Raw genomic sequence first — 13,391 nt, forward strand, 5'->3', positions numbered from 1 at the left:
GTTCCGGTCCGAGTCTGTTGAAGAAGACCGCAACCATTCATTGCGCCGACAGGACGGTCAAGCCCCACACCTCAAGCCGCGTTCGGCCTCAGCGATAGATATCGAGCGTTCGGTTGCGATGGTTCGGATGGGTGCTGTAAACGAAGATCCGATTGAGATCGCGGTCGGTCAGCAGGCGGAGGAACCGCGCTTCGATGACGTTGTTGGCATGCACGCGCTTCAGCAGGCAGCCGACCATCTGGATGCGGGCACTCGGGATATCGAGATAGAAGTTCTGCGGAAGCTGATACTGCGTCAGGATACTGATGACGGCGCCGCTTTTGGAGAGCTTGATGATCTCGCAGCGGCGGGAACTCAGCTGCGTCATGCCCTTCTCGGTATATTCGATGCGCGCCTCGTTCCGTGTGTCCTCCATCGGAAAGTTCGCTTCCCGATCGTACATGAAGGACTCTTCCTTGTTCAGGAAGTGCTGCTGCATTGCGGGCGCCGCGCCTCTCATCGATATGCCTTTCCTATCCCCTTTTGAAACAGATTAGCGGCAGAGATTTAACAGAGGGTTTGATCCGTAGGTTGCATTGAAAAAACCCGCCCGATTTTACGGGCGGGTCGAGATGACCATCTGTTCGTTAGACAAATCCGGACGGAGGGCCGCTACGCACCTCTCCTGGAACTGATCTTCCAAGCCGCAAGTCCGGACGGAAAACCGCTACGCACTTTTCCTGGAATTGATCTTCCAGGCCGCAATTCCGGACGGAAAACCGCTGCGCACTTTTCCTGGAATTGCTTACGCGCGATAGCTGCGACCGTCAGCATCGAACAGGTGCAGTTTGGCCTTGTCGGCGGTGAAGCGCACCTTGTCGCCGCGATGAACCGGCAGGATGCCGGGGATCTTGGCGATGATCGGCTCCTTGTCGACCAGACCTTCGATATAGAGCAGCGTCACTTCGCCAAGTGCCTCGACGATGGCGACCGTGCCCTCGAACAGGAAGTCCTCGCCAGTGGAGACCTGCAGGTCTTCCGGCCGGACGCCGAAGCTCGCCATCTTGCCGTTCTGCGATGCGTCCGTGGCTATATCGAGCGTGACGCTCTTGCCGCCGGTCAGCTTCACCGTGGTCTGCGCGCCGGTGGCGGTAATCGCCGAGGGGATGATGTTCATCGCCGGCGAGCCGATGAAGCGCGCGACGAAGAGATTGGCCGGCCGCTCGTAAAGTTCCAGCGGCGCACCCACCTGCTCGATATGGCCCTGCGACAGCACGACGATGCGGTCGGCGAGCGTCATCGCCTCCACCTGGTCGTGGGTGACATAGATCATCGTGGTATCAGCCATCTGCTCGTTGAGCTTGGCGATCTCGATGCGGGTGGCAACGCGCAAGGCCGCGTCGAGGTTCGACAGCGGCTCGTCGAACAAGAAGACCTTGGGGTCGCGGCAGATCGCCCGGCCGATCGCAACGCGCTGGCGTTGACCGCCCGAAAGCGCTTTCGGCAGACGATCAAGGTATTTGGTGAGCTGCAGGATATCGGCGGCCGCGCGCACGCGCCGGTCGATCTCCTCTTTCGATTCCTTGGCAATCCGCATGCCGAAGGCCATGTTGTCGTAGACGGTCATATGCGGATAGAGCGCATAGGACTGGAACACCATGGCGATGCCGCGCTTCGACGGCGGCACGGTGTTGACGCGCTCGCCATCGATGAACATGTCGCCGCCGGTGATCTCCTCGAGACCCGCGATCATGCGCAGCAGCGTCGACTTTCCGCAGCCGGACGGACCGACGAAGACGATGAACTCGCCCTGCTTGATGTCGAGATTGATGCCGTGAATGACATCGACCGCGCCGTAGGACTTGCGGATATCTTTAAGCAGCAGACCCGTCATTGCACCCTCCCCTTCGGTTCTTCCCGTCAGTTCTTGCTCTCATCATTGTTCAGCCGGCGTCACACCAACCGGGCGAAGTACGCGCCCCAGGCCGGCAGGTTGACCGTTCTGTCCTTCACCTCGGCTGCAAAGCCGTGCCCTTCAAGCGCGGCGACCGGTTCGTTCGGCAGCGTGGCCGCAGCCGGCGTACCGCTCATGTTGAACAGGCAGAAAAGCTTCTCGTTGCCATAGCTGCGCACGAAGGCGAGCACCTGTCCATCCGTGTTCAGGAACTCGATCTCGCCCTTGGCGAAAGCCGGATGCGCCTTGCGGAAATGCAGGAAGCGGCGGTAGTGCTCGAGCACCGACGCCTGGTCGCCCTGCTGCGCCGATACGGCGCGTTGGAGGTGCTCTGCCGGCACGGGAAGCCAGGGCTTCGCGTTGCCGAAGCCGCCATTGACCGCGGATCCGTCCCAGACCATCGGTGTACGGCAGCCATCGCGGCCCTTGAAGTCGGGCCAGAACTGGATGCCATAGGGATCCTTCAGGTCCTCATAGGCGAGTTCGGCTTCGCTCAGCGCCAGCTCCTCGCCCTGATAGATGCAGACCGAGCCGCGCAGCGACATCAAGAGGCTCGCAAGCAGCTTTGCATGCGCGTCGCGATCGGCAACGCCAGCGCCCCAGCGGCTGACATGGCGCACGACGTCGTGGTTGGAGAAGGCCCAGCAGGCCCAGCCCTCGGGCGCTGCCTTCTGGAAATTGCGGAGAACCTCGGCGACGGTCGCCGGTGTCAGCGGATCGGGCGCTAGGAATTCGAAGGCGTAGCACATCTGCATCTTGTCGCCGCCGGAAGTGTATTCGCCGGCGATCTCCAGGCCGCGCTGGCTGTCACCGACCTCGCCAACAGCGGCAATCGCCGGAAACTCGTCCATGACGGCGCGGAACCGCTTCAGGAATGCCAGGTTCTCCGGCTGGTTCTTATCGTAGAGATGTTCCTGATAGTTGTACGGGTTGACCGCCGGTGCGGTCTGGGCGTTGCGGCGTTCCGGCGCCAGCGCCGGATTGTCGCGCAGCTGCTTGTCGTGGAAGTAGAAGTTGATGGTATCGAGGCGGAAGCCGTCGACGCCGCGCTCCAGCCAGAAACGCTCGACACCAAGCAGCGCTTCCTGAACTTCCGTATTGTGCAGGTTGAGATCCGGCTGCGAGGTCAGGAAGTTGTGCAGGTAATATTGCAGGCGCGTCGGATCCCATGCCCAGGCCGAGCCGCCGAAGATCGACAGCCAGTTGTTAGGCGGGGTGCCATCCGGCTTGGAGTCGGCCCAGACGTACCAGTCGGCCTTGGCGTTGGTCCGGCTTGCGCGGCTTTCGACGAACCAGGGATGCTGATCCGAGGTATGCGAGAGAACGAGGTCGATCATCACCCGGATGCCGAGGCGGTGCGCTTCCGCGATCACGGCGTCGAAATCGGCAAGGCTGCCGAAGATCTGGTCGACATCGGTGTAATTGGAGACGTCGTAACCGAAGTCCTTCATCGGCGAGGTGAAGAACGGCGAAATCCAGATTGCGTCGGCGCCGAGGGCGGCAATGTGCGGCAACCGGGCAACGATGCCCTTGAGGTCGCCGATGCCGTCGCCGTTGGAGTCCTGGTAGGAGCGCGGGTAGATCTGGTAGATCACCGCGCCGCGCCACCAGTCCCGATCCGGCTGCAAAGTGGAAGTGCTCATTTCGGTCATGCTCATTTTCTCTGGAGGTCCTTGATAGTCAGCCGCCCTTGACCGAGCCCGCCAGCAGACCGCGCACGAGATAGCGCTGCAAGCTGAAGAAGACGATCAGCGGAACGATGATGGTAATGAAGGCGGAAGCCGTCAGGATTTCCCAGTTGCCGCCGCGCGAGCCCAGCAGGTTGACGAGCCGGCCGGTCAGAACCAGTTCATCGGGGCCTGCGCCCAGGAACACGATCGCCACCAGCAGGTCGTTCCAGGTCCACAGGAACTGGAAGATCGCGAAGGAGGCGAGCGCCGGGAAGGACAGCGGCAGAATGATCTTGACGAAGATATCGAAATCGCTGGCACCGTCGACGCGGGCGGATTCCATGATTTCGCGCGGCAGGCCGGCCATGTAGTTGCGAAGCAGATAGATCGCCAGCGGCAGGCCGAACCCGGTATGGGCCAGCCAGATGCCGACATAGGTCTTGGCCGGCACGCCCAGGATCGTGCCAACGCCGTTGTAGAGCTTCAGCAGCGGGATCAGCGACATCTGCAGCGGCACGACGAGAAGACCGACGACCACGGCGATCAGGATCGCCCGGCCGGGGAACGGCATCCAGGCAAGCGCATAGGCGGCGAAGGCCGCGATCATGATCGGGATGATCGTCGCGGGTACGGCAACCGTGAGCGAATTGATGAAGGAGCGGCCGATGCCCTCAGCGCTTAACACCTCGACATAGTTGTCGAAGGTAAAGCGCGGCGGCGAAGACGCGGTGACGAAGACGCGCTGGCCGCGCGAACCCTCCATCTTCTTGTCGGAAACGATCTCGAAATTGCCGTCGGCCTGAACGGTCAGCTTTTCGCCGTCGTTGAGTTCGGCGGTTTCGCCGGCCTTGAACGCAGTCGGCTCGCGGCTGTTAAAGCCGAAGGCGGAGATTTGGCCCGGCTGACCTTCGAGCAGGTTGCCGGAGATCACGAACTTGCCTTCGCGCTCGACCTGGCTTTCTGGGCCTGGCGCACGGACGACGGTGTTCTGCGACGAGGTCGAAAGTGCGGTCCACCAGCCGGAAACGGCGAGCTGATCCTTGTCGCGCAGAGACGAGATCAACAGGCCGGCGGTCGGCAACGTCCAGAGCGCGACGATCAAAAGGACCGAGAGGTGGACGACCCACATGAGGGGTGAGCGTGTCGCTGGATTCATCTCAGTGCCCCTTCATTTCCTTGGCCGCATTGCGGATGTTCCAGACCATGATCGGAATGACGAGGATCATGATGACGACGGCGATCGCCGCACCGCGGCCAAAGTCGCCGCCCCCGCGGAACATCCAGTCGAACATGAGGTTGGCGAGCACCTGGCTCTGCCATTGGCCGTTGGTCATCGCCAGCACGATGTCGAAGACCTTCAGCACGAGAATGGTGATGGTCGTCCAGACGACGGCGATCGTGCCCCAGATCTGCGGCACCATGATCTTGAAGAAGATCTGCCAGCCATTGGCGCCGTCGATGACAGCGGCTTCGATCGTTTCCTCAGGGATGCCGCGAAGGGCAGCGGACAGGATGACCATCGCAAAGCCCGTCTGGATCCAGACGAGGATCGCCATCAGGAAGAAATTGTTCCAGAAGGGCAGCGTGATCCAGGCCTGCGGCGCGCCGCCGAAGGCGACGACGATGGCGTTCAGGAGGCCGATCTGCTCTGCGCCTTCGGGACGGAAATCGTAGATGAACTTCCAGATGACCGCGGCACCGACGAACGAGATCGCCATCGGCATGAAGATCAGCGTCTTGGCGATGTTGCCCCACCAGATGCGGTCGGTGAGTGCTGCGATGACCAGGCCGAAGAAGGTCGCGAGCGCTGGAACGACCAGCAGCCAGAGGAAATTATTGTAGATCGACTGGCGGAACTCACCGTCGTTGACCATCCAGGCATAGTTGCTGACGCCGACGAAGTTCTGTCCGGCGCGATCATGGACGCTGTACCAGAGCGACATGAAGACGGGATAGATAAGATACACTGTCAGCGCAAGGAGCGCCGGTCCCAGAAACAACCACGGACGGATGGCGTTGGTGATACGCAGATTTCTTGACGCGACGGCACCTGATTTTCCCTTCGACGGGAACATCAGGTCGAGAATGAAACTGGTTCCCCAGAAATAGGCGGCGCAGCCGATGACCCCGCCCAACATGAACCCTGCAGCCTTCAAAAGCTGAAACAACATGACATGTCCCTCCCCCTCGGTGCACGGTCGCGTGCAGGGCTGGCGATTGTCGCCGTTCTCATTGGGGTGCGCCACTTCTCATAGACGAAGGCGGGAAGCGAGCGGAAAACCGCATACACTTTTCCTCTGCCCGCCTCTGCAGCGAACCCGGATCGGCAACGGGCGGCATCGCCGCCACCCGTCATCCGGTTCTTACTTGATGGCGTCCCACGCCTTCTGCACGCCATCCGCGACATCTGCCGACGACTTGCCGCCGACGAAATCGACCATCCCGGTCCAGAACGCGCCCGCGCCGATCTTGCCCGGCATCAGGTCGGAACCGTCGAAGCGGAAGGTGGTGGCGTTGAGCAGGATCTCGCCCTGCTTCTTCAGCGGCGGGTTGCCGTAGGTGTCGACGTTGACGCTCTTGTACGGCGTGAGGAAGCTCGTCTGCGCCATCCAGACTTCATGGGCGATCGGCGTCTTCAGGAATTCGATGAAGGCGCGCGCGGCCGGCGTGTCCTTGGTGATCATCGCCAGCGTACCGGCGCCGAGCACCGGATTGCCGAGCTCCTTCTTGCTCTCGTAGGGCGGCATGTAGAAGAAGTCGGCGTCCTCGCCGATCTTGGTGCCCTCAGGGAAGAAGGACGGAATGAACGACGCCTGGTGGTGCAGGTAGCACTTCGGCGGCGAGGCAAAGAGGCCCTTCGGGCTGTCGCGGAAGTCGGTGGAGGCAACGGCTGCAGCGCCGCCATCGACGAACTTGTCGTTCTTGGCAAACCAGCCGAACTCGTCGATCGCCCCAACGACAGCCGGATCGGTGAAGGGAATCTCGTTCTTGACCCACTTGTCGTAGACATCAGCCGGCTGGGTGCGCAGCATCATGTCTTCCACCCAGTCGGTCGCCGGCCAGCCGGTCGCGCCGCCCGAGCCGAGGCCGATGCACCATGGCTTGCCGCCGTCAGCGGCGATCTTCTCGGTCAGCGCCTTCAGCTCTTCCATGGTCTTCGGCACTTCGTAGCCGGCGTCCTCGAAGTTTTCGGGCGAGTACCAGACGAGCGACTTCACGTCGATCTTGTAGGGAAATGCATAGAGCGCGGCATTGCCGTCCTTGCCCTTGTAGGTCGAAAGATCGACCCAGGACTGGCCGGCGGCGTAGTTGTCGAGCAGCCACTTCTGGGTGTCGTCGCCGAGCGGCGTCAGGTAACCCTTGGAGGCGAGATCGCCGATCAGACCCGGCTGCGGGAGGACCGAGATTTCGGCCGGGCTGCCGGCCTGGGTGTCGATGACGATCTGCTGCTCATAGTTTTCCGAGGACGAATATTTGATCTCGGCGCCCGTCGCTTCGGTGAAGTAGGCATAGACGCTCTTGAACAGCGCCTCGTCCTCACCGCGCCAGGGGCCGAAGATCGTCAGCGTCTGGCCCTTGAGGTCATGACCCTTCTTGAACTCCTCGAAGCTCGCCCAGTTGAACTTCGAATCCTCGCCCGGCTTGAACTTGAGGTCAGCGGCGCCGGCAGCACCTGCCAACAGGGCAAACGCCGCCACGCCCAACAGCAATGATCTCTTCACGTTCTTCTCCTCCCAAAGATGAACCCGGATCCCACCGGGCAGACGATGATGCGCGAAAATTCAAAGCGCTTTGAGTTCGCTAACAAACCATTGCGACACGCGAGGAGTCAAGAGATTTCCCATCCCTGTCCTCAATGCGACGAATTTGTGCTTTGCGGTAACGTTTTGCACCGCGCAATGGTTGAATTCCGCTTTGTTGCTCGAAAAACGGATGCTACACCAACCCGAGGCGCTGGGACCAAACACCAAAAATCATACGGATATCCAAAGCGCTTTGGGAGGAATCCTGACCATGGCGGTCAATCTCAAGCAACTTGCGGAACTGCTCGGCCTGTCCCAGACGACGGTCAGCCGCGCATTGAACGGCTATCCGGAAGTGAATGCCGAGACCCGTCAGCGCGTGCTGCAGGCCGTGCGCGAGACCGGCTACAGGCCGAACCGCGCCGCCCAGCGACTGGCCACCGGCAGAGCCTTCTCCATCGGCATGGTCATGCCGATCGCGCCCGGTATCGATTCCGACGTGCACTTCGGCGAGTTCCTGGCGGGGCTTGCGGAAGAAGCGGTCAAGCACGACTTCCATTTCGTGCTCAATCCGAGTGCGCCGGAGGACGAGGAAGTGACGTTCCGGCGGCTGGCAGCCAGCGGCAATGTCGATGCGCTGTTCCTTGCCTATATGCGCGCCAACGACCCGCGCATCGCCATGCTGAAGTCGCTGTCGATCCCGTTTCTCGTCCACGGGCGCTCGATCGGCGAAAGCCGCGACTACCCCTTCCTCGACATCGACAACACCAGTGCCTTCTACGATGCGGCGCGACTTCTCATTCAACTCGGGCATCAACGGATCGCGCTGATCAATGGCCCGGAGTATCTGACTTTTTCCATCCGCCGCCAGAAGGGAATGCTCAGGGCGCTTACCGAACACGGCCTCACGCTCGACGAGGCGCTGGTCGAACATTCGCTGATGACCGACGAGCACGGCTACCGCAGCATGCAGCGCTTCCTGCAGCATGCGCAGCCGCCGACCGCGGTGCTCTGCTCCAGTACGGTGCTGGCGCTCGGCGCGGTCCGGGCGATCAATCAGGCGGGCTTGAAAATCGGCGAGGACATCTCGCTGATCGCCCATGACGACGTGCTGCCGATGCTGAAGCCCGAGAATTTCAGCGTTCCGCTGACGACGACGCGCTCGTCGCTCAGGGCGGCCGGAGCCCGGATTGCCACACGGCTGATCGGCGGCATCCTGAAACGGGGCGACTATCCGGAACAGGAACTCTGGCGCGCGGAACTGATCGTGCGCGCCTCGACCGGGCCCGCTCCGCAAAAATGAAAACGCGCCGCAATCGCGACGCGTCTCGTCATTCGATGTGAGCAGGAATTAGAAGCGCGGCGGCCTGCGGCCCGCTTTGCGGTGAGCGGCAATCACGGTGTTGGCCATCAGCATGGCGATGGTCATCGGGCCGACGCCGCCCGGCACTGGGGTAATCACGCTTGCGACCTCGGCGGCCTCGGCAAAGGCGACGTCGCCAACCAGCTTGGATTTCCCCTCGCCCTTTTCCGGCGCCGGCACGCGGTTGATGCCAACGTCGATCACCGTCGCGCCGGGCTTGACCCAGTCAGCCTTCACCATCTCTGGGCGGCCAACGGCGGCAACGAGGATATCCGCATTGCGGCAGACGGCGGCCAGGTCCTTGGTGCGCGAATGCGCCGTCGTCACGGTCGCATTGGCGGCGAGCAACAGCGCCGACATCGGCTTGCCGAAGAGGTTCGAACGGCCGATGACGACAGCGTTCAGCCCCGAGAGGTCATCGCCGTGTGTCTGGCGCACGAACACCATGGCGCCGGCCGGCGTGCAGGAGACGAGACCGCCTTCGAGATCGCCCGTCGCGAGCTTGCCGGCATTGACGATATGCAGGCCGTCGACGTCCTTTTCCGGAAGGATCGACTGGATGATCGGCTCGGAGTTCAGGTGCTTCGGCAACGGCAGCTGCACGAGGATGCCGTGAATGGAGGGATCCGCATTGAGCTCCGCAACCAGCGCGGCGAGTTCTTCCTGCGTGGTTGCCTCCGACAGGGTGTGCTGGATCGACAGGAAGCCGCACTCCTTGGCCATCTTGCTCTTCGAGGAAACATAGGCGTGGCTTGCCGGATCGTCGCCGACGATCACGACGGCAAGGCCTGCGCGAACACCGGCATCCGTCTCGAGCGCCTTGGTCGCGGCCTTCACAGTCTCGATGACCGAAGCGGCGACTTTCTTGCCATCAATCACAGTCGTCACGGCATGTTCCTCCTGGCTTCCTGTTCACGCGGCACACTCTAGTTCGCCCGGGAAAAGGCGATGGCCTCAAAGCGCCCTATGCTGTTCCAAACGCATAAATGCAAGAGGCGGCGGCGAGGTTGGCGGATGTTTCGTTCCACCGCGCGGCATTTCCTTTCACGGGTGAGAGGAGAGACGGCTTCGCTCAAAATCATGAGAGAGCGATCGCAACGTCGCACAGTCGGGGAATAGAGCCCACCCGTCGGCGATGGCTTAACCGCGTGCCAGCTTTTGAAGGGAGTAGTGTTCGACGCGGGTTCTCAGCGCTCGAAGATCTTCCTGGACCTTGGCGATTTCGGTATCGTTCTCCGCTTCCGCGTATGGTGGCGTGCGCCGGACCATAGCCCCTTCAGCTTCGCCACGACGCGCAGCGGCGTAGGCGGCTGTCAGCGATTGAGCATGATGCGCCGCAGGGCTGAACGGCGGCGGTAGATCGGACTTGGCAGGAGTGGGATCGGCCTGCGGCTGCGAGCGCTGCGGGGGTTTGGGATCATCCTCCGGCTCCGGTGGTTCCGGACCCTGATCGCGCTGCGGCTCTGCACCAGGGCCGGCAAACAAACCGCGCATGCTGCGGTAGATGCCCAGCAAAACGCCGAGGCCGAAGCCGGCGAAGAATCCGGCCATGGTGGCGGCAATCACGATGATCTTGCGGGAGGGGCCTTTTGCCTGCAGCGCAGGCTCGGCCTTCGAGATCACCCGGATGTTCTTCGCCGTCAGCTTTTCCTCTTCGCGCGTTTCGCCGGCGCGCTTGAGGAAGGATTCGTAAATTGCGCGGGTGGCCGCGGCTTTCCGCTGCAGCTCACGCAGTTCGACGAATTCGGAGGAAGAATGGATCTGCCGCGCCTTCTGCACCGCAAGCTGCTGCAGCAGGTCCTGCTCGGTGCGCTGGGCGCGATCAAGCTCTGTGCCGGCCGCGGCGGCAATGCGGCGCAGTTCGTTGCCGATTTCGGAGCGCGAGGCCTCCAGCGCCTGCTGGGTGGCGATCCGTTGCGGGTGGCGTGGTCCGAGGCTCGCGTCAAGCGCACTCAATTGCGCCCTGGTCGCGGCAAATTGCTTGCGCAGTTCGGACAGCGCCAGCGAGCTGATTTCCTCCGGATAGGCCCCGGTCAAAACATCGTTCAGCTGCACCTTGCCGGAGGCTTCCGCTTTCGCTTTTGCTTCGGCGATGCGGTTGCGGGCGGCGGCCACCTGGTCGCTGAGGCTCAGGAGCTGCTTGTCAGCGATCAGCTCGCCGCCGGCGCCGACGATGTCGTAGCTCGCCTTATAGTCCTCGACCGCCTTCTCGGCCGCATCGAGCTCGGCCTTCAATTCCTTGATGCGGACGTCGAGCGCCACCGTTGTTTTCTGGAAGAAGCCGGATTGCGCTGCGGTTTCTTCACCGAGAAAAGTTTCGACCAGCCGGTTGGTGATGAGCGCAGATTTCTCCGGGTCGCGCGTCTGCGCCTCGACCGTGACGATGAAGGTCTTCGGGTCGCGCCAAACCTGGATGGCCTCGCTCAGCTTCTTCAGCATGCGGGCGGACGCGTCGCCGCCAGCTTTGCCTGCGAATTCCGGATCCTTCTCGAGGTCGAGGCCGGTTGCAACCTTCTCCATGACGGTGCGCGAGCGCAGCACTTCAAGCTGGCTGTCGACGAGCGCGAGAATGCCTTCGGTCGCCAGCGATTGTTTTGACAGATCGGAATCCGTCAGCCGCACCTCGCGCGGATCGATGTAGAGCTTGCTTTCGGAGACGTAGACGCTGGGTGTGGAAAGTGCGAGCAGTATGCCGCCCACAGCACCGAGCGTAGTCGTCGCAATAATGATCTTGCGCAGTTGCCAGACGGAGCGCAGGACGGTCTTGATGTCGACGAGAGGACGGTCACCGGGTGCGTCGGTGGCGGGCGCGGCTGCCGCCTGGGCATCGTCCCGGCTATCGGCCAACCATTGTACCAGCCTGTCGCCCATGCCGCTCAGGGCGGTACGATGCTTGGCCGCTCCACTCGCTCCCTTCGAGGCTTTCTCGCCGATAGTCGCTTGCGCCGCGGAACGGGTCGCCTCCCGAGCGCCGGACTGGCCGGACTGGCCTTCGGCTGCGGACAGGCGATTGAGCAGAGGAGAATTGGCCGCGGAAGCGCCGACCGCACGGGGCTTTTGCGCGCGCGCGGAACCGCGCGTGTCCTCGGCTACGAAATCGAGCAACGATGCACGCGGAACCGGGCGTTTCTCGTCGTCGATGTTGAACATGACTGATCCCGCGGCTGCCGAGACGGCGAATTCCGAATAGTGAAGCCAACCTAAGGAAACATGGAAAACAAATGGTTAATTTCTGTGGATCGGCGCACGCAAACGGGTCGATCTCACGCCTTATTAAGCTTTCCCGCCTATGACGGAAGGCAGCAAAGCAGTTCCAGCAAATGCGACACGCGCCTTGCGCTCGGAACTCAGCATAAACAAAGAGATAGAGCGCTTCCAACGGCCGTGCCGGGAGACGCGCTATTGGAACGTCGGCCGTGCCTCATCGCGTCAAAGCGCTTTATCTCCGCCACCAGGCGCTGATCCACGCCTACCTCTCCATGACCGGAGGTTCGGCCGGGCGGCTTGTGCTGTCGCTCGTCTACTTCATCGCCGTCGCGAACACGCTTGTCATCGCCGATTTTGGTCTCTTTGCCACGGCGTCAGCGGCCGGCATCATGATCTCGCGCGTGCTTGCCTTCGGCTTCATGTCGCCGCTCTACCGGGTCGCCACCGTAAAGCCCCTGCTGGTCGGGACCTACAGCGCCGGCTTCCTGGTGGGTGCGGTGCTCTCGCTGCCGCTGATCGCGATTATCTGCGCCCTCACCTTCCTCGCCCTTTTTTCCCGGGACATGACGGCGAGCGCCTTTTCTGCCTTCATGCTGGCGGAAATCATCTGCTGGCGCGGACTGGAAACTGCGGTCATCGTGCTGAATGGCCTTGGCCGTTTCGGGCGCGGGGCGCTGCTCGTGGTGATCGGTACGGCGATCCGCACCGGTGCTGCCTTGCTCTTCACTTTCCTATCCTGGAAGACGCTTGAAGCCTGGTCCTATTTCTACCTGGCTGCGAATGCACTTGGCCTCGTCGTGGCGCTTTTGTGGTTCTACCCTCGCGTCCGGCTGCGCTGGAAGCCCAGGCTCTATTTCCGGCGCTGGTCCGATTCCGTCTCCGTCGCCGGTGCCGAGGTGCTGTTCTACATTCAGTCGGAATTCGACAAGATCGCCGTGCTTGCCATCGGCGGTCCGGCGGTTTCCGGCCTTTATGCCATCCTGATGCGGCTTGCAGACCTGACGGCGCTTCCGGTGCGGTCGTTCAACACCCTGCTCGTCCAGCGCATCATGCGTACGCCCGAGGCGATCGCGCGCTGGCGGATCAGGTTGTCGATCGAACTCCTGGTGGCGCTGGCTTCGCTTGCAGCCATGGCGGCCATGGCTCTCTATCTCTGGATCTTCCCGAACGGCCTCGGCCGCAACGTATCGGCCGCTGCTCCGATCATCGCGATGATCCTTCTCGTTCCCTCGTTCCGCAACCTGATCGAGTATCACTCCGAACTGCTCTATGCGACGGGCCGGACGGTGCGGCGCATGCTCAACCTGCTGATCGCCGGCGTGGTCAAGGTGGCTCTGCTGGTGCTGTTGCTGCGGACAACGACAGATGTTACCGCCTGGGCGCCGTCGCTCAACGCGATCTTCTTCGCGCTCTACGCCCTCTCCTTCGTCCCGACTTACACGGCGCTCCGGAAGCCGGCTGAACGCGTCATCTGA

Annotated in this window: 10 protein-coding genes; 2 read left to right on the plus strand and 8 right to left on the minus strand. The window is 62.1% G+C overall.

The genetic code is table 11. The features are described 5' to 3' along the window. Nucleotides 1-88: 88 nt before the first annotated feature. The 6 genes from ACTJKM_RS02125 to ACTJKM_RS02150 form a co-directional block, all read right to left on the minus strand. Nucleotides 89-499, minus strand: coding sequence for a hypothetical protein (locus ACTJKM_RS02125; protein ID WP_057251024.1), 411 nt, complete (start codon nt 497-499; stop codon nt 89-91). A gap of 285 nt (nt 500-784) precedes the next feature. Continuing rightward, nucleotides 785-1,873 carry an ABC transporter ATP-binding protein gene (locus tag ACTJKM_RS02130; RefSeq protein ID WP_058320484.1) on the minus strand — a complete coding sequence of 363 codons (1,089 nt, stop codon included), beginning with the start codon at nt 1,871-1,873 and terminating at the stop codon, nt 785-787. Between the two features lie 59 nt (nt 1,874-1,932). Next, nucleotides 1,933-3,591: a beta-galactosidase BglA gene (gene bglA / locus ACTJKM_RS02135; RefSeq protein WP_113511369.1), complete on the minus strand. Its 1,659-nt coding sequence runs from the start codon at nt 3,589-3,591 to the stop codon at nt 1,933-1,935. Nucleotides 3,592-3,613: 22 nt separating this feature from the next. Beyond that, nucleotides 3,614-4,759: a carbohydrate ABC transporter permease gene (locus ACTJKM_RS02140; RefSeq protein WP_093231966.1), complete on the minus strand. Its 1,146-nt coding sequence runs from the start codon at nt 4,757-4,759 to the stop codon at nt 3,614-3,616. 1 nt (nt 4,760) lies between these two features. Continuing rightward, entirely contained in the window at nt 4,761-5,774 is a 1,014-nt protein-coding gene (locus ACTJKM_RS02145) for a carbohydrate ABC transporter permease (protein ID WP_093231965.1), read from the minus strand. Nucleotides 5,775-5,966: 192 nt separating this feature from the next. Next, a complete protein-coding gene (locus ACTJKM_RS02150) occupies nt 5,967-7,325 on the minus strand; it encodes an ABC transporter substrate-binding protein (RefSeq protein ID WP_057251032.1) in 1,359 nt (452 codons plus the stop codon). A gap of 292 nt (nt 7,326-7,617) precedes the next feature. Here ACTJKM_RS02150 and ACTJKM_RS02155 point away from each other — a divergent pair, with 292 nt between their 5' ends. Continuing rightward, nucleotides 7,618-8,649, plus strand: coding sequence for a LacI family DNA-binding transcriptional regulator (locus tag ACTJKM_RS02155; protein ID WP_057251034.1), 1,032 nt, complete (start codon nt 7,618-7,620; stop codon nt 8,647-8,649). Nucleotides 8,650-8,697: 48 nt separating this feature from the next. Here ACTJKM_RS02155 and folD read toward each other — a convergent pair whose 3' ends face one another. Both folD and ACTJKM_RS02165 read right to left on the minus strand, forming a co-directional pair. Further along, nucleotides 8,698-9,597, minus strand: a complete 900-nt coding sequence (gene folD / locus ACTJKM_RS02160; RefSeq protein ID WP_057251036.1) for a bifunctional methylenetetrahydrofolate dehydrogenase/methenyltetrahydrofolate cyclohydrolase FolD — start codon at nt 9,595-9,597, stop codon at nt 8,698-8,700. Between the two features lie 252 nt (nt 9,598-9,849). After that, nucleotides 9,850-11,859, minus strand: a complete 2,010-nt coding sequence (locus ACTJKM_RS02165; protein WP_058325395.1) for a GumC family protein — start codon at nt 11,857-11,859, stop codon at nt 9,850-9,852. A 266-nt stretch (nt 11,860-12,125) separates the two neighbouring features. On the opposite strand from ACTJKM_RS02165, the gene ACTJKM_RS02170 reads away from it, so the two are divergent. Continuing rightward, nucleotides 12,126-13,391 (plus strand): lipopolysaccharide biosynthesis protein, encoded by a 1,266-nt coding sequence (locus ACTJKM_RS02170; protein ID WP_440659890.1) that lies wholly within the window; start codon nt 12,126-12,128, stop codon nt 13,389-13,391.

This window comes from Ensifer sp. 22460 (assembly GCF_052044935.1).
Taxonomy (GTDB): Bacteria; Pseudomonadota; Alphaproteobacteria; order Rhizobiales; family Rhizobiaceae; genus Ensifer.

Bases quoted from the DNA above. Each gene is read 5' to 3' on its own strand.
- ACTJKM_RS02125 (WP_057251024.1), bottom strand. From the start codon at position 499: ATGAGAGGCGCGGCGCCCGCAATGCAGCAGCACTTCCTGAACAAGGAA.
- ACTJKM_RS02130 (WP_058320484.1), bottom strand. From the start codon at position 1,873: ATGACGGGTCTGCTGCTTAAAGATATCCGCAAGTCCTACGGCGCGGTC.
- bglA (WP_113511369.1), bottom strand. From the start codon at position 3,591: ATGAGCATGACCGAAATGAGCACTTCCACTTTGCAGCCGGATCGGGAC.
- ACTJKM_RS02140 (WP_093231966.1), bottom strand. From the start codon at position 4,759: ATGAATCCAGCGACACGCTCACCCCTCATGTGGGTCGTCCACCTCTCG.
- ACTJKM_RS02145 (WP_093231965.1), bottom strand. From the start codon at position 5,774: ATGTTGTTTCAGCTTTTGAAGGCTGCAGGGTTCATGTTGGGCGGGGTC.
- ACTJKM_RS02155 (WP_057251034.1), top strand. From the start codon at position 7,618: ATGGCGGTCAATCTCAAGCAACTTGCGGAACTGCTCGGCCTGTCCCAG.
- ACTJKM_RS02165 (WP_058325395.1), bottom strand. From the start codon at position 11,859: ATGTTCAACATCGACGACGAGAAACGCCCGGTTCCGCGTGCATCGTTG.